At 49.0% G+C, this 19,620-nt stretch carries 16 protein-coding genes and 1 tRNA gene; 11 read left to right on the top strand and 6 right to left on the bottom strand.

The genetic code is table 11. The annotated features are described in order from the left end of the window. Nucleotide 1: 1 nt before the first annotated feature. Together mobF and MMIC_RS01185 are read left to right on the top strand one after the other, a co-directional pair. Nucleotides 2–2,689 carry a MobF family relaxase gene (gene mobF, locus MMIC_RS01190; protein ID WP_072658479.1) on the top strand — a complete coding sequence of 896 codons (2,688 nt, stop codon included), beginning with the start codon at nt 2–4 and terminating at the stop codon, nt 2,687–2,689. 236 nt (nt 2,690–2,925) lie between these two features. After that, nucleotides 2,926–3,249, top strand: a complete 324-nt coding sequence (locus MMIC_RS01185) for a hypothetical protein (RefSeq protein WP_072658478.1) — start codon at nt 2,926–2,928, stop codon at nt 3,247–3,249. Nucleotides 3,250–3,601: 352 nt separating this feature from the next. Here the strand turns inward: MMIC_RS01185 and MMIC_RS01180 are convergent. Further along, nucleotides 3,602–3,676: transfer RNA gene (locus tag MMIC_RS01180), tRNA-Met, on the bottom strand. Between the two features lie 156 nt (nt 3,677–3,832). Between MMIC_RS01180 and MMIC_RS01175 the strand changes: the two genes are divergently transcribed. The 6 genes from MMIC_RS01175 (at nt 3,833) to MMIC_RS01145 (ending at nt 9,578) form a co-directional block, all read left to right on the top strand. Beyond that, entirely contained in the window at nt 3,833–4,483 is a 651-nt protein-coding gene (locus MMIC_RS01175; protein WP_227819290.1) for an HAD-IIIA family hydrolase, read from the top strand. A gap of 71 nt (nt 4,484–4,554) precedes the next feature. After that, nucleotides 4,555–6,837 (top strand): AsmA family protein, encoded by a 2,283-nt coding sequence (locus MMIC_RS01170; RefSeq protein WP_227819289.1) that lies wholly within the window; start codon nt 4,555–4,557, stop codon nt 6,835–6,837. Nucleotides 6,838–6,874: 37 nt separating this feature from the next. Further along, nucleotides 6,875–7,492 carry an L-threonylcarbamoyladenylate synthase gene (locus MMIC_RS01165; protein ID WP_072658476.1) on the top strand — a complete coding sequence of 206 codons (618 nt, stop codon included), beginning with the start codon at nt 6,875–6,877 and terminating at the stop codon, nt 7,490–7,492. 84 nt (nt 7,493–7,576) lie between these two features. After that, nucleotides 7,577–8,089: a YqhA family protein gene (locus MMIC_RS01160; protein ID WP_072658475.1), complete on the top strand. Its 513-nt coding sequence runs from the start codon at nt 7,577–7,579 to the stop codon at nt 8,087–8,089. Between the two features lie 6 nt (nt 8,090–8,095). Beyond that, nucleotides 8,096–8,788, top strand: coding sequence for a potassium channel family protein (locus MMIC_RS01155; protein ID WP_072658474.1), 693 nt, complete (start codon nt 8,096–8,098; stop codon nt 8,786–8,788). Nucleotides 8,789–9,014: 226 nt separating this feature from the next. Continuing rightward, the gene (locus tag MMIC_RS01145; RefSeq protein WP_072658472.1) at nt 9,015–9,578 is read left to right on the top strand and encodes a YMGG-like glycine zipper-containing protein; all 564 of its coding nucleotides are present in this window, start codon (nt 9,015–9,017) and stop codon (nt 9,576–9,578) included. A gap of 103 nt (nt 9,579–9,681) precedes the next feature. Here the strand turns inward: MMIC_RS01145 and MMIC_RS01140 are convergent, their stop codons facing one another. From MMIC_RS01140 to gatC, 5 genes are read right to left on the bottom strand one after another with little or no spacing between them, the layout of a single operon-like run. After that, the gene (locus MMIC_RS01140; protein WP_072658471.1) at nt 9,682–10,884 is read right to left on the bottom strand and encodes a pyridoxal phosphate-dependent aminotransferase; all 1,203 of its coding nucleotides are present in this window, start codon (nt 10,882–10,884) and stop codon (nt 9,682–9,684) included. Nucleotides 10,885–10,942: 58 nt separating this feature from the next. Beyond that, nucleotides 10,943–13,561, bottom strand: a complete 2,619-nt coding sequence (locus MMIC_RS01135) for an AsmA family protein (RefSeq protein ID WP_143144826.1) — start codon at nt 13,559–13,561, stop codon at nt 10,943–10,945. Nucleotides 13,562–13,565: 4 nt separating this feature from the next. Further along, nucleotides 13,566–14,999, bottom strand: coding sequence for an Asp-tRNA(Asn)/Glu-tRNA(Gln) amidotransferase subunit GatB (gatB, locus tag MMIC_RS01130; RefSeq protein WP_072658469.1), 1,434 nt, complete (start codon nt 14,997–14,999; stop codon nt 13,566–13,568). Further along, the gene (gene gatA / locus MMIC_RS01125; RefSeq protein WP_072658468.1) at nt 14,996–16,465 is read right to left on the bottom strand and encodes an Asp-tRNA(Asn)/Glu-tRNA(Gln) amidotransferase subunit GatA; all 1,470 of its coding nucleotides are present in this window, start codon (nt 16,463–16,465) and stop codon (nt 14,996–14,998) included. The genes gatB and gatA overlap by 4 nt, the downstream gene beginning before the upstream one ends. A gap of 3 nt (nt 16,466–16,468) precedes the next feature. Then, nucleotides 16,469–16,747, bottom strand: coding sequence for an Asp-tRNA(Asn)/Glu-tRNA(Gln) amidotransferase subunit GatC (gatC, locus tag MMIC_RS01120; protein ID WP_072658467.1), 279 nt, complete (start codon nt 16,745–16,747; stop codon nt 16,469–16,471). 286 nt (nt 16,748–17,033) lie between these two features. On the opposite strand from gatC, the gene MMIC_RS01115 reads away from it, so the two are divergent. The 3 genes from MMIC_RS01115 to MMIC_RS01105 all read left to right on the top strand — a co-directional run bounded on the left by MMIC_RS01115 (nt 17,034) and on the right by MMIC_RS01105 (nt 19,603). Continuing rightward, nucleotides 17,034–18,353, top strand: coding sequence for an SH3 domain-containing protein (locus tag MMIC_RS01115; protein ID WP_143144825.1), 1,320 nt, complete (start codon nt 17,034–17,036; stop codon nt 18,351–18,353). Between the two features lie 48 nt (nt 18,354–18,401). Further along, entirely contained in the window at nt 18,402–19,043 is a 642-nt protein-coding gene (locus MMIC_RS01110; RefSeq protein ID WP_072658465.1) for an arylesterase, read from the top strand. 65 nt (nt 19,044–19,108) lie between these two features. Beyond that, entirely contained in the window at nt 19,109–19,603 is a 495-nt protein-coding gene (locus tag MMIC_RS01105) for a DUF992 domain-containing protein (RefSeq protein ID WP_072658464.1), read from the top strand. The last annotated feature ends 17 nt before the right edge of the window (nt 19,604–19,620 follow it).

Here is a 19,620-nt window from a genome sequence, read left to right as displayed (position 1 = left end):
TATGCTTTCAGTATCACCTATCAAAAACGCGAGTTACTACGAAAACTTGGCAAGAGACGACTACTATCAAAAAGGCGGCGAACCAGCAGGAAAATATGCAGGCGCAGGAGCCGAGGCGCTTGGCTTGAAAGGTACCCTTTCAGACGGCGACCTTGGCAAAATGCTTGAGGGGTTTAATCCGAAAACAGGCAAGGCAGTTGCCACAAATGCAGGTGAGAATAAGCGAGCTGGTCAAGATATGTGTTTCAGTGCGCCGAAATCGGTCAGCACCGTATGGGCGTCAACGACCGACGCAGGCTTGCGCGACTCTATCCAGCAGGCGCAGCAGCGCTCAGTTGAGAAAGCAATCGGCTATCTTGAGCAAAATGCAGCATTCATTCGCCGAGGCCACGGTGGACACGACCACGAACCAGCTAAATTGATTTGCGCTACATACGAACATAGCACGAGCCGTGAGCAAGACCCACAATTGCACACGCATACGCTTGTTGCGGCGCACGGAGTCGGCGCAGAATCAGACGACGTCAGGTCACTTGAAAATCGCTATCTATATCAATTTCAGAAAGCAGCAGGAGCCGTGTACCGTGCGGAGCTTGCAAACGAAATGAAAAATCTTGGTTTTCAGGTTGAGCAGGTTGAGGTGCAGGACGAGAAAGGCAAAAGTCACTTAAGTTTTCAGGTCGCAGGTAGTTCAAAAGAGCTTGAACAGGAGTGGTCAAAGCGCCGTGAGGACATTAAGAATAAAATGTCGGAGAAAGGCGTATCAGGCGCTAAAGCAGCGGAGATAGCAGCACTTGATACCCGCAACACCAAACAGACCGTCGACCGCGCAGAATTGTTCCAGCGTTGGCAGAATGAGGCGCAAGCGCACGAATTCAATCCAGAACATATCCGCAACGCGGAACTTGAGATAAACCAACCCGAATTCGATTCAAAACAGATTCTTGAGCAGGCAACAGAGCAGGAGGCGGTTTTCACCAAGGCACAGCTACATTGTGCAGTTGCACAACAATTACAGGGAATAGGAACAGCCGAGGATATTCAGGAACGAATTGAACAGCTTGAGCAGGACGGCGAGCTAATCAGCCTTGGCGTTAATTCAGAATCGAATCTGCAGCAATTTACCAGCAGGGAAATGCTTGAGCTTGAGAAAGGCATTGCCGATTTTGCCGAGCACAATCAGGACAGCACAGCACATAAACTTTCAGAGCAAAGCTTGCAGCAGGCGTTGGAGACAACAGCCGAAGAAAAGGGATATGCGTTAAGCGGAGAGCAGGAAAATGCATTTCGTCATATCACCAGAGAGGGACAGGTCAGTGTCATTCAAGGACAAGCGGGAACAGGTAAAAGTACCTTGCTTGCCGCCGCAAATAAGGCGTTTGAGGCGGAGGAATTCAAAGTTCAAGGTTTGGCGCTTGCAAGCAAGGCCGCAACAGGTTTACAAGAGGGTTCAGGCATTCAATCTCAAACAATTCATTCATATTTGATTGAGAGCGAAAACGGCAGAAAAAACCTTGATTCAAAATCAATACTTGTTGTCGACGAGGCAGGAATGGTCGACACAAAATTGCTTGGTAAAATCACACGGCAAGCAGAACAGGCAGGCGCAAAAGTAATACTTGTCGGCGACAGCCAGCAACTGCAATCAATAGGTGCAGGCGGCACATTCAGTACAGTTTCAGACCGTATCGGAAAGGCAGAATTGACAGAAATATTCAGACAAGATTCAGCCGCAGATAAACAGTCATTACAAGCATTGCGCCAAGGTGATTCAAAGGCATTTCTCGCGCATATGAAAGCCGAGGGTAGGCTTTCTATCACGAAAAGCACGACAGACGCACACAAGCAAATGAGCGACAAATTCATTGCAAGTAAAGCAGGCATTCAGGACAAGATTATGATTGCAGGACGACGTGCGGACGTTTCCAGCCTTAACAAAATGGCGCGGCAGCAGCTAAAGGAACAGGGTAAGCTATCGGTTGAATCGTCATTCAAAGATTCGACCGAGAAAACAATGAAAGTCGCTATCGGCGACAGGCTTAGAATTCTTAAAAACAACAAGCAACTTGGAGTCAGCAACGGCGACCTTGCCACGGTTTCAGATATAAATATCACCGATTCAGGCGACACGGTTTTGAGTGTCGAAACCGATTCAGGCAAACAGGTCGAAATCAACACAACAGATTATAATAATCTAACCCACGGTTATTGCATAACCGCTCACGCCAGTCAGGGAGCAACGGTGAAAGAGGCATATATCTATTCGAGTTCATTCAATTCAAAAGAAATGGCCTACGTCCAAGGTTCCCGGCACAAAGAGCATTCAGAGATATTTGCGAGCGAACAGGAGGTCGGCGAGTTGGCCGAAAAACAGCTTGAGCGAGCTATGGCACGGTCGACCGAGAAACAGACCGCACTTGAGAAATACGAGGAAATGCAAGCAGAGGAACAAGAAAACAAAACACCGCTTGAGCAGGCGCAGGACAACGCAAAAGAGGCAGGCAAAGACCTTGATTTTGACGTCAGCAACACAGACAGCCTTTCCCGTTCAGATAATGACCAGCAGCAACAGCAACAGGCAGACCATTCACCAGAATTGCCAGAGCAGGAGCCGCCGCAGAACGAGCAGAGTTCAGAGCTTGAGCAAGGCGGCAATCAGGTTGAAATGGAGGTTGAGTTAGCTATGTGATTTCAGCTATCAAACAGGCGTTAACCGTTGTTAACAACTGTTAACAAGCGTTTACATTTGATAACGGCATTGTGAGTTGCCATAAAACCGCCTTTGTTGCCGTTGCTTTTTGCGGAATTGAGGCGTTCATTCATTGTAATTTGCAAGGGTAATACGAGCGCACAGGTGCGCCCTTGCAAACCATTCATTGCCGCCTTTGAAAATCCGCCGCAAGGCATTCAAAGGAGGTTCCAAAAATGGCACACACAATTCAACAAGTTATCGAAAATGCAAAAGCAGAGTTCATTGAGCAACAATCGAATTACGAATATCCAGAGGACTTGATAGCGGAAATTGCAGACAGTTCTGTTCCATTTTATTACAACCAGATTGCCGAAATTGCACAATCAGACATTGCACTAATGCTTGACGAACCAGAGCTTGGCGCAGCGTCAGGTGATAATTTTAGAGGAATGGAAAACACGCCAGTTGCTTACATAGCGGCGAATATTTACGAACGGGTTCAACAAGAGCTTTTCGAGTTGCTATATGAAATTCAAAACCAAAGGGAGGCGGCTTAGGCCGCCTTTTATGGGTTTCAATACAGTGAAACCCAAGGCGCTACATTCGAGCAATCCCGCGCCAAACGATAACCCCGTTTGTCACTAAAGGGATTGCTATTCATTTCGCTTGTATTGACAAACCACCCTTGACCCCCGCCTATCCCCTTGAGGGGACAGGAGCGAGATACAGGGAATATTTCTTGCAGCGCAGCTCTTGCGAGCGCTACAAGGGAATATTCCTCGGTGTACCTTGATGCGGCGCAAAGCGCCTTGAAACCCATTTTGAAACCCAAATTAAAAACAATTAAATTTTAGGCAAAAGAAAAGCCTGTAAATCACTTGTATTTTCAAGGACTTACAGGCTTATGTTTGGTTGCGGGGGCTGGATTTGAACCAACGACCTTCGGGTTATGAGCCCGACGAGCTACCACTGCTCCACCCCGCGTTAATGTGGCGCGAACTATAGGGGTGAAGATCAATGTGTCAACAGCTATAAAAAGATGCTGCAGTTACCAGTTGACCGAGTACAGTATACTTATAAAATATAGTTTATTCAGACTCGCAAAAGGATCGTTTTATTTCTTCTATACCCCAACTGATATTGTTTGATTGTGATGGCACGTTGACCGATTCGCATGGTTCAATCGTTTCGGCCATGCAGCAGGCTTTTGTGTTGGCTGGTTTAGAGCCACCCGGTGATGAGGCTGTCTCTGATATTATCGGTATGTCATTGCGGGGTGCCGTGATTGCACTGCTGGGTGAGCAACAGTCAGCCTCTTCAGAGCTTCTTGAGAAGGTGATGGATGGATATCGCGACAGTTATCGCGAGGCTGAAGCAGAAATCCGTTTGTTTCCCGGGGTTCGCGAGACACTCGAAAAGCTGCGTGAGCGCGGCTACTGGTTGGGTGTGGTGACAGGAAAATCACACTCAGGGTTATTACGTGTGCTGGATACATTTGAATTAAGCGACCTTTTTCTTGTTTTACGCACTGCCGACTGTACGCATTCCAAACCACATCCAGCCATGGTGCTGGAGTGCATGTCCGAGCTCGGCGTTATTGCTGAACAGACAGCGGTTGTTGGTGATGCGCTGTTCGATGTGCAGATGGCTAATGCCGCAGGTGTGCGTGTAATCGGTGTTTCATTCGGTGTGGCCAGTCACGAGCAGTTGATTGATGCGGGTGCTGAATCCGTTGTAGATGATTTTGAATCGCTGCTGGCGTATTTTCCATCCTTGCAGGAAACAGTCTGAGGTTTCACGATGGCTATTTCCTGCTAGGATAACTTATAGTCTTGCTAATTGAGTACAACAGGAGCCTGATCATGCCTAAATTTGTCCGTTATAGTCTGATTGTTATTGTATTGATAATTGCCGGATTGCTGGTTGCGCCGTTTTTTATCGATGTGAACACATACAAAACGCAGATCGAACAAACGGTGGAAGATTCGACGGGTCGCAAACTGAGTATCGGTAACATCAATGCCTCCCTGTTTCCATGGATCGGTATTGAGCTTGATAATGTACATCTGGCCAATCGTGAAGGTTTTACAGACCGGGATTTTCTCAGTGTACAGAAGTTGAATGTGAAACTGGCTCTGTTACCACTGCTTTCCAAAAACATTGAAATCAAGAACTTTGAAATTAATGAACCCAAAATCTATCTGGAACGTCAGGAAAATGGTGAAAGCAACTGGGGTGATCTGGTTTCGGCACAGACGGCCTCCACTGAGTCCGGAGACAATGAACCCGCAGATAAGCAGACTGATGCTGCACCTGCCCTGGCAGCACTGCAGGCGGAGTCGTTGAGTTTAACGGGTGGCGAAGTCGTGTGGGTGGATGGCAAAGCTGAACCGGTCACCTTGGCAGATCTGAATGTGGGCCTTACCGACGTGCAGCTTGAGCGGCCGGTAGCTGTGAAACTCTCGGGCAAACTTTCCGGTAACGCTTTTGAGCTGGACGCCAATGTGGGACCGTTGGGCGATTTGAGCAAACTTGATCCTGTGGCACTGCCGATACAGGGTCATGTCAAAGCTGACAATATACAACTGGCTCCATTTAAGGCTCTGATCAGCGGCTGGCCTGAACAGCTTGGTGATATCAACAGTGCTTCGGTCGGTTTGAATGCCAATATTGAGCAACGGCCTGATGGTATCCGTCTTGGCGAAGGCAGTGTGGTACTCAACTCCAGGATTGGCCTTGCTGTGAACTGGAAAATTGAGATGTCCAAAGCTGATCAGTTGAAAGTCAGTCGCGCTGGCCTGATTGTGAATGGTAAAGATATTCTTGAAGTGAAGGGTAGTGTGAAAAACCTGTCTGCTAATCCGGCTTTCCAGCTTCGTATCGATAGCCAGCCGCTAACACGCAGTTGGCTGGCAGAATTTGTACCTGACCTGAACAGCATGTATGCAGGTCACCCGTCAGCATGGAAACAGATAGAAATAGGCACACTCGTTGCCGGCGATGCTAAACAGCTTGAGATTAGGGACATGCAGCTGAAACTCGATAATGAGCTGGTACAGGTTTCCGGCGCTGTGGTGTATGGCGTACCGGATATCCGTCTACGTATTGCAGCACGTGATTTACATATGGATCCGTGGTTGCCGCAAGGTAAAGAAGAACCGCAGGGACAGACGCCTGCAGCAGGGGCAGGTGGTGGTGCTCAGCAGGCCAGTGCTGCCGAACCGGATCTCCGATTCCTCAAACCATGGCGTGTGACTGCAAAAATGCAGGCTGCGACACTGTTTCTGCGTGGCATGGAGATGCGCAATTTTAATGTAAGCATCAACGGTTCAAATGGACGTTTCGATCTGAATCCGCTGAGCTTCAAGCTTTCCGGCGGCAATGTGAAAGAAAAAGCGAGCCTGGATGCATCGGTGTATCCGGCCAAATGGAAAGAGTCTGTACATATCACCGATGTAAAAGTGGGCCCGTTGCTCAAAGCGTTGGCTGATATGGATATGCTGGAAGGAACGCTGTCTATGGATACCAGTTTCAGGGCGACAGGTCTGACTGAAGCCGGTGTGAAAACTCTGAATGGTCGCGGTAATCTGATGTTGCGAAACGGTAAGATTAAGGGTATCGATATTCCGGATACGATCAGGAAATTTACCAACCCTGCAGCTGCATCGGCTGGTCCGAATGAGACTGACTTTGCTCAGCTCTCAGGCAGTTTTGTAGTTAAAAATGGCATAGCCAATAATCAGGATCTGTTTATGGCTTCACCACTGCTTCGTGTTACAGGTAAGGGCCTTGTGAATCTGGTAAGCAAAACACTGGATTATCATGTCGAACCGCGTGTGGTGGGAACTCTGATAGGGCAGGGCGACAGTTCGCCTGTACGTAAAGGTTTGACCGTACCTCTGCATATCACGGGTCCGTTTGCCTCACCGAAGGTCAGGCCAGAGATTAGTGCCAAAACCTTAATCCAGAATGCACCGGCTCTGTTAAATAAAGGCAAGATGGGTGGGGCACTGGGAAATATTCTGGGTGGCAAGAAAGGTGCTCAGGCGGCTCCGGCCGATCAGCCGGCATCTCAACCTGAACAGCCGGTAACACCTGAGAAGAAAATTCTAAAAGGACTGGGAGGTATGATTCCCGGATTCTGATCGCAGGATTGGCCCGGATTCATATGAAGGAAAACAAATGCATGTGTTTGAACATCTCCGCTTACACCCGGAGCGTCCGCAGATTCGTCAAATCAGGCGGGCGATTGAGATAATGAGGCAAGGGCACTTTCTGGTTGTGCCCACAGATACAACCTATGTGATGCTCTGTCTTCCACAGGCCGTGGATGCACTGGCAGATATCCGCGCTTTCAGGCGACTGGATGACCATCACATGTGGTCGGTGGTATGTGCCGACCTTTCACAGGCTGCAACCTGTGTTCGCATGGATAATCATGCTCATCGCATTCTCAAGCGATGCCTGCCCGGAGCCTATACTTTCATTCTTCCGGCCAGTTCTACATTGCCGAGAAGGATTTTTGGCAAACGCAAAGATGTCGGTATTCGGATTCCGGATCATCTGGTTTGTCAGATGCTGCTTGAAGAGGTGGGTGAGGTGTTACTGGCCACTACCTTGCAACTGCCGGGGCTGGATGAGCCGGAACACGATCCCGATGACTTTGTGCCGCGACTGAAGCATCTCTCCTGTGCTGTGCTTGATGCCGGATGGGCAGGTATGGTGCCGACAACGGTCGTTGACCTCTGCGAAAGCGAGCCAGTTCTGCTGCGTGAGGGCGCCGGGGAATGGCCTGCTTGAATCATTTCAATATTGGCATCGATCCTGCTGGTGATTTTAAAATAATAAACTAGGTTTACGAAAAATGACTGAGAAGAGGGTGCTATGAAAGATTTTTTTGAAAGACTGCTTTGGGGTTCACGTTACCTGACATTGCTTGCTGTCTGGTCCTGTATTATTGGCATGGCTTTGCTGTTTACCCTTTCGGCCCTTGATATGGGCAAACTCTTTTTAGAGTTTATTGATGTTTATATCCTTGGCCATAACATTCCTGATTTTCATACGATTGTGGTCAGCCACGTGATTACTGCTGTTGATGATTTTCTGCTGGCAATGGTATTACTGATCTTCGGCCTCGGCGTGTACGAACTGCATATTGATAAGCTTGAGTGTGCTCGCGATAACGAAGCAGCCGGCAAACTACTCAAGATTGAAAGCCTGGATGACCTGAAGGATCGCCTGGGTAAAGTGATTCTGATGATTCTTATTGTGGCTTTCTTCAAAAATGTTTTACATGTGAAGTTCGATGATCCATTGAATATCCTTTATATGGGCGGTGGTATCTTCCTCGTTGCTCTGGCTCTCTATTTTGGTCACAAGGCTGGCGAGCATAAGTAATAGCTCATGACACAAAGACTACTCTGGCAGCGCGTACTGGATGTTGCCCTTTTTGCGGCAACGATAGGTGCGGTTGCGACCTCGTTCGTGGATGGTTTGCCGGAGTGGACGATTATGGCTGTCCTGGTGGCTTTTGTGATTATGTTTTTTACCCGCTGGTGGATTGCTGATAATCGAAGCGAGTGGATGAAAGCCAACTGGTTTGACCTCGTGGTTGTGGTACTGCTCTCATCCCCGTTCTTACGCATGCTGATGGCACTACGCCTTGCCCATCTCATACCGGCCTTGAAACTGGGAGCACTGGTTCGATCCAATAAAGATCGCCTGCTTCGGTTATTGGTGATTTCCGGCGATAGTTTACCCGCGGCTATGGCAACCATGTTCGGGCTGGTTTTTGTTTTCGGTACCATCACCTTTTTGCTTGAGCATGGACAGAACCCCCAGTTTGCCGAGTTCCCTGATGGTCTGTGGTGGGCGTTTGTGACACTGACGACTGTCGGTTATGGAGATATTGTACCGATCACATCTGCCGGACGCATCATTGCGGTAATGACCATGATATTCGGTATCATTGTTTATTCGCTGGTTGTGGCCAATTTAACGGTATTTCTTGAAGAGTACGGTCACAAACATGCAGAAGAACAAAAGCAGCCAGCCGAAGCAGTTGAAGAACCTGTTGTTATTAAACAAAAGGAATAACTGCATCGTTTTTAGATAACCAGATCATATTACCAGCTAACGACTTTTCCTGAGTCGCTACCCAATTACTCATATCTGCTGTTAGCAGCCATTGTTGATATCTTCCTCCTTTGTTCATGGTGATTTGGATCACGTGCGATATTTCCCCTGAATAGTTGACATAGTCCACTTTGTTGCAAATAAGCGATGCTGCAAACTGTCTCCAGCCAATGCAAAGGAGGCGAACATGAAGAAGATCTTATTAGGACTGATAGTTGTTTCTTTCACATCACTGTCTGCATATGCAGGGCCACAGGAGCGTGGCATGGTGACAGGTGCTGCAGTGGGTGCCACTGCCGGGGCAGTCATTGGTTCCCAGACCAACGAAACTGCACAGGGTGCCATTGTTGGCGCAATGTTTGGTGCGATTGCCGATGCAATTTTGACAGATGTTCATGCCAGCCCGGTTCATCACAGGACCCAACGGCCGGTTGTAATACATAAGCATAGACCATATTACCGTGAACGTGTGCGTCACCATGAGCGTCATGGCTATCACAGGGACTATCGCCATCGTGACAGACATGCTTACCGCTTTGGAGGCCATCATCATTACGATAAGCATGCTTATAAACGCGGTCATGATCGGTATCGGAGTCACGATGCACATGAACGTCATGAGTACAGGGAACATCGTGGCCGGATCAACAGATCGGCACACAGAGTGACAAGCCCGGGGCATGATCGTCATTATACCGGCAGGTTTGCCCGTTCCGGTGAAGCCAGGTATTTTGCTCAGGCTGGATATTAATCCTCAGGACGCGGTGGTGAGTGAACAACGCACCACCGCATCAAAGGAAGCAAAGAAGAAAGGGCGCAGTAGCGCCCTTTTTAATGAGAGAAGAAGTAGTGGTTTAAGTCAGTGTTGCTGCAGCTGTTGCAATGCGGTTCACTGCATCTTCAAGCGTATCCTGACTAACTGCATAGGAGAAACGCACATGGCCCGGAGATCCGAATTCTGTGCCCGGCACAAGTGCAACACCAGACTCTTCGAGTAACCATTCACAAATGACAACATCATCAGACAGCGTGATGCCACTCGGGGTGGTTTTGCCTATCCAGTCAGCCACAGAAGGGAATACATAAAAAGCCCCATCCGGTTTGATACTAAACATGCCGGGAATTTCATTGATGGCATCAACAAGCCAGGTGCGGCGCTGCTCATAGGTGCGAACCATCTCATCCAGCTCATCTGTAGGGCCGGTCAAGGCAGCCAGGGCTGCTTTCTGGGCGATTGCATTAGGGTTGGAGGTGCTCTGCCCCTGAACCTTGGTCATGGCTTTAATAATGGCCTCAGGGCCTGCACAGAAACCGATACGCCAGCCGGTCATACAATAGGCTTTGGAGACACCATTGAGGGTAATCGTCTGATCTTTCAGATCAGGGTTTACCTGTGCAAAGGTGGCAAACTTTTTACCATCAAAAAGGATTTTCTCATACATGTCGTCAGTAGCGACAATGAGGTTCGGATGTTTGCGGACGACCTCACCGATACTGGCTAACTCTTCGGCACTATATGCCATGCCGGTTGGATTGGAGGGGGAGTTCAGGAACAGTATTTTGCAGCGGTGACAGAGTACCTCTTCAAGCTGCTCAGCAGTAATTTTAAAGCCTGCTTCAGCTTTGGTTTCAACAATGACGGGCGTACCTTCTGTTAGTTTTACCATATCAGGATACGAAACCCAGTAAGGGGCGGGGATGATGGCACGTTCACCCGGATTCATCACAGCCATCAGAAGATTGAAAATGCACTGTTTGCCACCAGTAGATACGAGTATCTCATTGGCTGAATATTCAAGATCGTTGTCCGTTTTGAATTTTTCTGCGATGGCCTGTCTTAGCTCCGGAATACCTGCTACAGCAGTATAGCGGGTAAAGCCGGAATTAATGGCTTCTATACCGGCGTCTCGTGCTGCCTTTGGTGTTTCAAAGTCGGGCTCACCAACGGAGAGGGATATGACACTTTTGCCGGCTGCACGCATTTCAGCAGCTTTAGCCGTGATAGCCAGTGTAGCGGATGGTTTAATCTGTTGAACTCGGATAGATAGTCTTTTCATACCCTTAATGTTGCCATGGAAATGTGAATGCTCAAGTTCGCTGTCGAAGCTGCGCGACTTATTGTATCGGTTGCCAGATGAAATATGGCCATTCGCCTGAGACTGCGTACGGCATATTTCCCTGCTGCTGTTCGACCTTGCCGCTTAGCTTGCCATCCGCACTTATTTTGGCGCTGCCACGGTAATGATCTCCCTTTTGCAGGAGTTTGATCGAGCTGAATCTTGTGTTCATCTCTTCGATACGAAATCGACCCTCTAGTTTTTTAAATGCATAAGATCGGGTCTCGGGTGTCCTGAATCCGAGTTTTTCAGTAATAGATTCAGCTTTGGCCTGTTGTTTCCATTCACCGCTATAGATCAGTATATCTCCATTGCTTTGCTGCCAGTGTGAAACCTGCAAATCAGGGATGCTGCCATGCAATTCAATATTGGCGTGCATGACGCCCTTCATTTCAGCCTGTAGCAGGGGATTCAGACCTTGTACCTCCTGCAGCTGCACATTTTTAAATCTCACTTTCCCGTGTATGTCCAGAGCTTCCGGTTTCGCGTGTAGTGTAAGCTTTCCGGCACTGATCTCTCCGCCTGCAATCGTGGACTTCAGTCCCTTTAGTTGAAGCTTTCCCTGTCTCCAGACATAAGCAGCTTTAATGTCCTGCCAGTTATTCTGCAGAAGCGTTAACTGTGTCTGCTTAATGGTTCCACTTATAACCATTTTCTGCAGCAGTTCAGCCGGTGGGGCGGGTAGATTGGTCCCATCCAGATGAGCAGAGATCAGCTCAATTGAACCAAGTTGTCTGGCCGGAGAAAGATGACCTTTGAGTTCAGCCAGACCATGCATGCCTTCAAGAAGCAGGTGCTCGCTGCTGAATTCCCCATTGTTTGCTTTGATCTTGCCACTTGCATTCCACTGTTCACGACCAAAATTCTGCAGTTGCCAGTTGCCACTCATGTTTTGTAGCCAGAGGGCTGTGTTGCTTTTACTCCATGAAGATGAACTACTGCCTTTTATGAAGCCGCGAAAAGGGTTGGATTGTTCGGATAAACGGACTGATTTCGCCTTTAACTGGTCGAAATTTATTGCAAGATTGCTGATCTTGAGTTGTTGTTTCTGTTTTTTGTTGGACCAGTTCATACGTTCCAGAGTGGCACTGCCCACCTGACAATCCTGCAGAGAAATGGATTTGACAGGTGTTCCTTTTGTACCCGACCAGTGAATTTCACCCGTGCAGCGAGCGGGAATTTTTTCAGGTTTGTTAAATTGATCGCCATAAGTGATTTTTGCCAAGCCTGCATCAACCTGAAGCTCAAGTTTTTTGTCCTTGTCCTGCTGAACCAAGGAAAGGGTACCGTTGATTGTACCGCTTGCACTGATGGCCGGTTGAATATCGAGGGATGCCAGTAACAGGTTTGCCAAAGGTTGCCAGAGTTTGCTTTTTACCACATTGGCTTCGATAAACATCTGTTTATGGCCTGACGGTTTCTGAGCACTGATAATCTGCATATTGCCACTAATATCGGGCGAAGTAAGGCTGGCTTCAGCCTGCCACGATGTTGCATTTCCACTGAGCTTGTCTGCATTTAACTGCAGTTCCGGTAGTGGTATCTCTTCTTCTTTGTAGCGGAAAAGGCCTTCACTGAGGTTGAAGTCGATATCACCATGCCATGCTTCATCATCCCAATTGATTTCGGCCTCAAGCCCGGTCGTACCGGATAGTTGCTGATGAAACTTAATGCCGGCAGGAATAACAGGTGACCAGGTTTGTAGTTCGATATTGCTGGCCTGCAGGCGAGTGGAGCACCGGGCTAGTATACATTCGCCATCAATGGCAATGACGGCAGAGTCGCTGAGGTGTATAAAACTGTCTCGCCAGTTTACATGATCTTTTTCGGGATGGCTGAACTTGCCGCGCAGCTTGATCGGTTTTTCATTGTCATCACTGTTCAGTTTAAGTTCACCAAATACTGCCCAGTCATTGTTTTTAGCAATATCCAGAGTCAGGGCACCACTGACCATGCCGTTTTCCTGATTGATGAATGGATGCACTGATTTAGGCGTGAATGGTTGAATGCGTGTCAGTGAAACCTGTTCCAGTTTCAGTTTGCCAAAGCCGCTTTTAATTTCACCAGCCTGAAAGCCAAGCCTGCCATGACCACTGATTGACTCTTTATCCTGTTGTGCCTGAATTTCCCATAGTGTTTCACGATTTGGACCAATATCTCTGAGTTCGAGATGAAGATCGTTGAGCACCGCTTTGCCATCCATGGTTTGAATGTTGCTGCGAATCAGGTGGATACGCTCAACCGGCAGTGATGAAAGCGAAGCTGAAGTCAGTTGCATGGTGCCGGGCCTGATCTTGATCAGGGCATCGTGGATATCGAGTGATTTCGCTTCTACCTTGCCAAGCAATAGTGGCAGCAGACGGATGCTGATATTGATATGGCCTGCCTGAATCTGGTATTGCTCATGTTTCAGTGAGACGCTGTCCAGCCTCAGGCCGATGCCGTGCAGAGCAGTCAGTGATGCCTGTTCCGCATTCATTTCGAGATCGGCAATATTACTTATTTCACGGTCCAGATGTGCCTTGATCGAGGAAATATCCAGCCTGATCCAGAGCAGAACGCCAAAAATGAGCAGGGCTGCGCCGACAATCAAGGTCCTGCGCAACCCTTTACTCATTGTTTCAACCCTTGAGTAATTCTTTCAGGCGCTGATTCACCATGCCGGGGTTGGCTGTCCCGCGTGATGCTTTCATGACCTGGCCGACAAAGAAGCCCATCAGCTTGTCTTTGCCACCTCTATAGCCTTCAACCTGTGCAGGGTTGGCATCCATCACCTCTTTGATGATGGCATCGATGGCTCCTGAATCACTGACCTGTTTCAGGCCTTTTGCTTCAATGATGGCATCAGCACTGTCATCCGATTCCATCATGGCATCAAGTACATCTTTAGCGGCTTTGCCAGAAACGGAATTGTCGCCAATACGGTCCAGCAGTTCAGCTAATCGTGCTGCAGAAACAGGGGATTCAGAAAGATCTTTGCCTGCTTCATTCAGACGGCCGAGCAACTCATTGGCCATCCAGTTGGCACAGCGTTTCGGATCAGCCGGATGAGCGGCGACCAGCGATTCATACCATGCTGCGACTTCAAGTGTCTGGGTCAGCACATCGGCATCATAAGAGGAGAGGCCGTATTCGGTTTCAAAACGTTTACGCAACTGACCCGGCAATTCCGGCATGCCTGCTCTGATGGCATCCACTTCCTGCTGTGAAACACGCAGCGGTGGAAGGTCGGGCTCCGGGAAATAACGGTAGTCATGGGCTTCTTCTTTGCTGCGCATGGAGCGGGATTCGGATTTTACAGAGTCCCACAGACGGGATTCCTGAACCACTTCGCCACCATCTTCAATGATTTCGATCTGGCGCAGTACTTCAAATTCAATCGCCTGTTTGATGAAGCGGAAAGAGTTCATGTTTTTCATTTCAGTGCGTGTGCCGAATGGTTCGCCGGGGCGGCGTACTGAAATATTGGCATCACAACGGAACTGGCCTTTTTCCATATCGGCACCGGATACACCGAGAAAACGGATCAACTGGTGCAGCTGTTTGAGATAGGCAATCGCTTCATCAGCAGAACGCATATCCGGCTCGGAAACAATCTCCATCAAAGGTACGCCGGAACGGTTCAGGTCGATGTGAGATACGGCATCCAGCCCTTCATGCATGGACTTGCCCGCATCTTCTTCCATATGAATGCGCGTGACCCCAAGGCGCTTTTCACCACCGTCCTTGGTTGGAATGTCAATATAGCCACCCTCAACAATAGGTACGGCAAACTGGGAAATCTGGTAGCCCTTTGGCAGGTCCGGGTAGAAGTAGTTTTTGCGATCAAACTTTGATTCAAGGTTGATATGCGCATTGATCGCCAGACCTGTCAGGATGGTTTTATCTACAGCTACCGTATTCAGCACTGGCAGCTGTCCGGGCATACCCAGACAGACCGGGCAGGTCTGAGTGTTCGGCTCTGCACCGAATTGTGTTGAACAGCCACAGAATGCTTTTGTATCTGTGTTTAACTGGCAGTGGACTTCAAGTCCGATTACAACTTCCCAACTCATGATTCACCTCCGAAAGTTGCAGGAGCTTTATTGCTCCAGTCTGTGGCTCCTTCATAAGCTGCTGCTGCCGATAGCACGATATCTTCACGCCATGCAGGGCCTATCCATTGCAGACCGACCGGCAGGTTGCTGGCAAAGCCGCATGGCTGTGAAAGCCCCGGCAGACCGGCAAGGTTAACGGCGATGGTGAATATGTCGGAAAGATACATGGTCAGCGGATCATCTGTTTTTTCACCGAGCTTAAATGCAGGAATCGGAGATGTTGGTGTGGCAATCACATCAACCTCTTCAAAGGCCTGAATGAAGTCCTGCTGAATCAGGGTGCGCACCTGCTGTGCTTTCAGATAATAGGCATCGTAGTAACCCGATGAGAGTGCAAAGGCACCGGTCAGAATGCGGCGTTTTACTTCGGAGCCAAAACCTTCATCACGTGAGCGGGTATACATGTCGAGCAGGTCTTCCGGATTTTCACAGCGGTGTCCGAAACGTACACTGTCATATCGCGACAGATTAGCTGAAGCTTCTGATGGTGCGATGACATAGTAAGCTGCAACCGCGGCTTCAGTATGTGGCAGACTGATGTCGATGATTTCTGCACCGAGTTCTTCGCATTTTTTCAGTGCGGTTTCGACTGAAGCACGTACTTCAGCGTCCATACCATCCACAAAGTACTCTTTTGGACGGCCGATCTTCAAGCCTTTCATATCCTGTGCATCACATGCTGCGAGCCAGTCAACTTCAGGTGCATCTGCAACGGAAGTTGCATCACGCGAATCATGACCTGAAATGGCGGCGGTGATCATGGCTGTGTCTCTAACCGTGCGTGTCATAGGGCCAGCCTGATCCAGTGAAGAGGCAAAGGCGATGATGCCACGACGGGATACGCGGCCATAGGTCGGTTTAAGGCCTGTAATGCCGGTAACGGCAGCAGGCTGGCGGATAGAACCACCGGTATCAGTACCTAAAGCTGCAGGTGTGAGTGCAGCTGCAACTGCAGCGGCAGAGCCACCGGATGAACCACCGGGAATGCGCTCTGTATCCCAGGGATTGCGGCAGGCACCGAAGGCTGAGGTTTCGTTGGATGAACCCATGGCAAATTCATCCATATTGGTTTTACCCACCAGTACAGCGCCGGCTTCTTTGAGTCTGGTAATCACCTGAGCGTCATAAGGCGCATGAAAATCTTTGAGGATATTCGAGCAGCACTGTGTTGGACCATCCTGCGTACAGAAAATATCTTTGACTGCAATGGGCAGACCTTCTAACGGGCGTGCTTCATGTTTGGCGCGGTAGGCATCTGAAGCCTCAGCCTGTGCCAACACATGAGTCGGATCGATATGAACAAAGGCATTCAGTGTGTCGTTAAACGCCGCGATGCGATCCAGATATAACTGGGCAACTTCAACAGCAGTGGTTTGGCCGCTATTCAAACGGTCCTGGATGTCAGATAATGAAGAAAATGGCATGGTTTATTCGATCACCTTCGGCACAACGTAGAGGCCGGATTCAGTTTTTGGGGCACAAGCCTGAAGCTCATCGCGACGGTTGGTATTGGTTACGACATTGGCACGCAGTGGCATGGCAGCATCATGCGGATGAGCTGTTGGTGCTACGCCATCAGTATCAATTTTGCTCAATTGCTCAACATAACCGATAATACTGGAAAGCTGGGGGCCTAGTTCGGCAGCTTCTTCCTCAGTCAGGCGTATGCGGGATAACATCGCCACTTTTTTTACATCAATATCCATAGTCTTGCCTCTCACTCATGCGGATGAGCTTATTTATAGCTCAGCAAACAGAACAGACAATCACGGGGTGGAAGAAACCTGTCCACGTCATTGTTTGCTCATATTTAAATCGTTGCGAAGCATAGCCAGATTATCCCTTCGACTCCACCGGCAGCTTGACAGTTTGTAATGCTTAGGGAGAAGCTTGTGAGTGCTTTGTCTGAAAAGATCTCAATATGTTCGGGATCACAGTATTATCTTTTCAGATGAATATGCTGGGCTTGCCAATATTGCCGAGGTGAACACGATGAATGCATCAAATCAGAATAATGATGGCCACGATGATCAGAACAGGAAATCACGCCTGAAAGAGGACCTGGACGAGCTTATCTCCGAAGAGAAGGATATGCTGGCAGGTGGCGGTGATGATGAGGGTATGCAGCTGCAAGACAGGCTGGATCACTTTATGAATCGCCTGCAAGAGAGAATGGAGCCATTTACCAGGGAGCAGGAACCAGCATCGAAGCAGGGCGAACAGTCTGTAGTTGAAGTTCAACATGATAAGGTGGCAAAGACTGATGAAGAAACTGTGTCACATCCAGATACTGAAGCTGAAGTGACTACCGCGACAGTTGAAGCTGTTGCTCCTGAAGCTGATGCAGCTCAGTCACTTGATGAAGACCTGACCTGGTTGTCACATCTTGAAGAAGAATCTGAAAGTCATATCGGAGATACTGCAAATAACGCTGGTGACGCAGTTGTAGAAGAGCCTTCTCGATCTGATGAAGGTGTTGCTGATGTTGCACCCGATATTGAAAAAGAGCCTGAGCATATTGTCAGTGATATGGAGCAGGGGGCTGATGAAGCAGCTACTCCTGATGATGCCTCAGCAGTGGATAAGGAATTTGGCGTTTACAAGATCAAGGAGCTGAATGTCGATGATGCTTCAGGCAAGAAATCTCCTGTTCAGCTGGCTGCTCAAGTCGCCGGGGCTGTTGCAGTTGCGGTGCTGGTACTTTGGCTTGTCTGGCCATCCGGTGATGAAGAACCCGTTTCCGAGACTGCTGTAGTGGTTGAGAAACCTGCGGCTGAAAAGCCCAAGGCAGCGAAACCGACTGCTGAGAAGGCGATAGCAAAACAAGCCTTGGTTAAGAAGCCTGTTGTCGAGAAAACTATTGTGGCACAAAAAGCAAAAGCTGCGCCTGCAGCAGTGAGTGAAAAAGTGGTTGAAGCAGTTAAAGGTGAACAAATGACTGTAATGGTTTCCATTGGCAATGTTCGGGAGAAACCGGGCGCCTCAGCTAAAGTACTGTTCAAACTCAAAAAGGGTGCTGTGGTCACCAGTCTGGAATCAAAGCAGGGATGGCATCATATCATGACTTCAGATGGTCGTAAGGCGTGGGCTTATGAGAGCCTGTTTGTTGATTCTGCAACAGAGCCAAAGGTGAAGTCGGGAAGTTCAGAAGCCAAAGAGGCCTCGCCTCAGGCCGCAACCCCAAGTCCGGCAGCTGAACCGGCTCCGGCGACTGAACCGGCTCCGGTGGTCGAACCTGCTCCGGCGGTCGAACCGGCTCCGGCAGCTGAACCAGCTACGGCGGCTGAACCCGAAACAGGCGAACTACCATAGTTTACAAGCACCTCGTTGCAATCGTGAGTCTGAGTTTTAGGACCTAGTATGCTGGTGTTGGCTGTAGCGCAACACGGAACAGGAATCTATGGGCGATTACCGATCCTGGCTGTGCTGCTGTTTGCACTTACTGCATGTGCATCTCCACCGCAGCTGCCGAAGTTAGCTCCCGATGCAGTCATTCTCGCTTTCGGAGATAGCCTGACATACGGAAGCGGTGTGCAGGCTCAGCAGGCCTACCCGGCAGTTCTTGCACAGTTAACCGGACGTGAAGTTGTGAATGCAGGGTTGCCGGGTGAGGTGACGGAGGCCGGTCTGGCCCGTTTGCCCGATTTGCTGGATGAAGTGAAGCCCGCAATGCTGATTCTCTGTCATGGTGGAAACGATATGCTCAGGAAAAGTTCACTGAAGGCTGCCAAGGCAAATATTCGAGCCATGCTTGTTCTGGCCAGAGCCAGAGGAGTATCTGTTGTATTGCTGGCTGTACCTGAGCCGGGAATATTTATGTCACCTGCGAGTCTTTATCAGGAATTGGCCAGTGAGCTGAATATTCCGCTTGATGAAGAGATACTGCCCGAAATATTGGCCAATCCGGGTTTGAAATCAGATCGTATTCATCCGAATGCGCAGGGGTATCGAATGATGGCAGAAGCAGTGCTCAAACAGCTTCAGTTAGCTGGAGCTTTGTAAGCGGTTACCGGTTTTGCTAGACTGATACTGAAACCGGATCTGTTCTGCTGGATCAGGAGGTGTTCATGAATCGATTCATTACAGCTGTTTGCTTCTCTCTGCTGATGTTGCCTGCTTATACTACCATTGCTGCAGGCAATGATGCTCCCATGCAAAAAGTAGGTGTGTTGCGCTGCAATATACTGCCTCACACCGGTATCAACCTGTTGATTCATTCGACCAGAGATATTCGTTGTGAATTCACTGCTACTCCGGATGAACCGGTTGAATATTACAAGGGGGAAACAGGTATCGGATTCGGTCTTGATATCGCTGTTGGCAAAGGCTCAGAAATCGCTTATGCCGTACTGGCCAGACAATTCAAGCCGCATTCCAATCAACTGGCTGGTAAGTACTCGGGAGCCAGAGGCAGCGCAGCCTTGATTATTTCAGGAGGTGATACAGCTCCGATCGGCAAGGATGACGGTACTATTTCCCTGCAACCGACCACTGTTAACAACAAGGGGAGCGGCGTTACGCTTGGTTTTAGTTATATCTATCTGGAAGCAGATAGTCGCTAACTCCTCCGGCTATTGCC

It is taken from the genome of Mariprofundus micogutta (genome assembly GCF_001895085.1).
Lineage (GTDB): Bacteria > Pseudomonadota > Zetaproteobacteria > Mariprofundales > Mariprofundaceae > Mariprofundus > Mariprofundus micogutta.
The sequence above is the reverse complement of the archived record's forward strand: the minus strand, read 5'-3'. Positions and strand labels throughout refer to the sequence as shown.

Excerpts from the sequence above, each read along its gene's own strand:
- mobF (WP_072658479.1), top strand. The coding sequence starts at position 2 with ATGCTTTCAGTATCACCTATCAAAAACGCGAGTTACTACGAAAACTTG.
- MMIC_RS01185 (WP_072658478.1), top strand. The coding sequence starts at position 2,926 with ATGGCACACACAATTCAACAAGTTATCGAAAATGCAAAAGCAGAGTTC.
- MMIC_RS01170 (WP_227819289.1), top strand. The coding sequence starts at position 4,555 with ATGCCTAAATTTGTCCGTTATAGTCTGATTGTTATTGTATTGATAATT.
- MMIC_RS01165 (WP_072658476.1), top strand. The coding sequence starts at position 6,875 with ATGCATGTGTTTGAACATCTCCGCTTACACCCGGAGCGTCCGCAGATT.
- MMIC_RS01160 (WP_072658475.1), top strand. The coding sequence starts at position 7,577 with ATGAAAGATTTTTTTGAAAGACTGCTTTGGGGTTCACGTTACCTGACA.
- MMIC_RS01155 (WP_072658474.1), top strand. The coding sequence starts at position 8,096 with ATGACACAAAGACTACTCTGGCAGCGCGTACTGGATGTTGCCCTTTTT.
- MMIC_RS01145 (WP_072658472.1), top strand. The coding sequence starts at position 9,015 with ATGAAGAAGATCTTATTAGGACTGATAGTTGTTTCTTTCACATCACTG.
- MMIC_RS01140 (WP_072658471.1), bottom strand. The coding sequence starts at position 10,884 with ATGAAAAGACTATCTATCCGAGTTCAACAGATTAAACCATCCGCTACA.
- MMIC_RS01135 (WP_143144826.1), bottom strand. The coding sequence starts at position 13,561 with ATGAGTAAAGGGTTGCGCAGGACCTTGATTGTCGGCGCAGCCCTGCTC.
- gatB (WP_072658469.1), bottom strand. The coding sequence starts at position 14,999 with ATGAGTTGGGAAGTTGTAATCGGACTTGAAGTCCACTGCCAGTTAAAC.
- gatA (WP_072658468.1), bottom strand. The coding sequence starts at position 16,465 with ATGCCATTTTCTTCATTATCTGACATCCAGGACCGTTTGAATAGCGGC.
- gatC (WP_072658467.1), bottom strand. The coding sequence starts at position 16,747 with ATGGATATTGATGTAAAAAAAGTGGCGATGTTATCCCGCATACGCCTG.
- MMIC_RS01115 (WP_143144825.1), top strand. The coding sequence starts at position 17,034 with ATGAATGCATCAAATCAGAATAATGATGGCCACGATGATCAGAACAGG.
- MMIC_RS01110 (WP_072658465.1), top strand. The coding sequence starts at position 18,402 with ATGCTGGTGTTGGCTGTAGCGCAACACGGAACAGGAATCTATGGGCGA.
- MMIC_RS01105 (WP_072658464.1), top strand. The coding sequence starts at position 19,109 with ATGAATCGATTCATTACAGCTGTTTGCTTCTCTCTGCTGATGTTGCCT.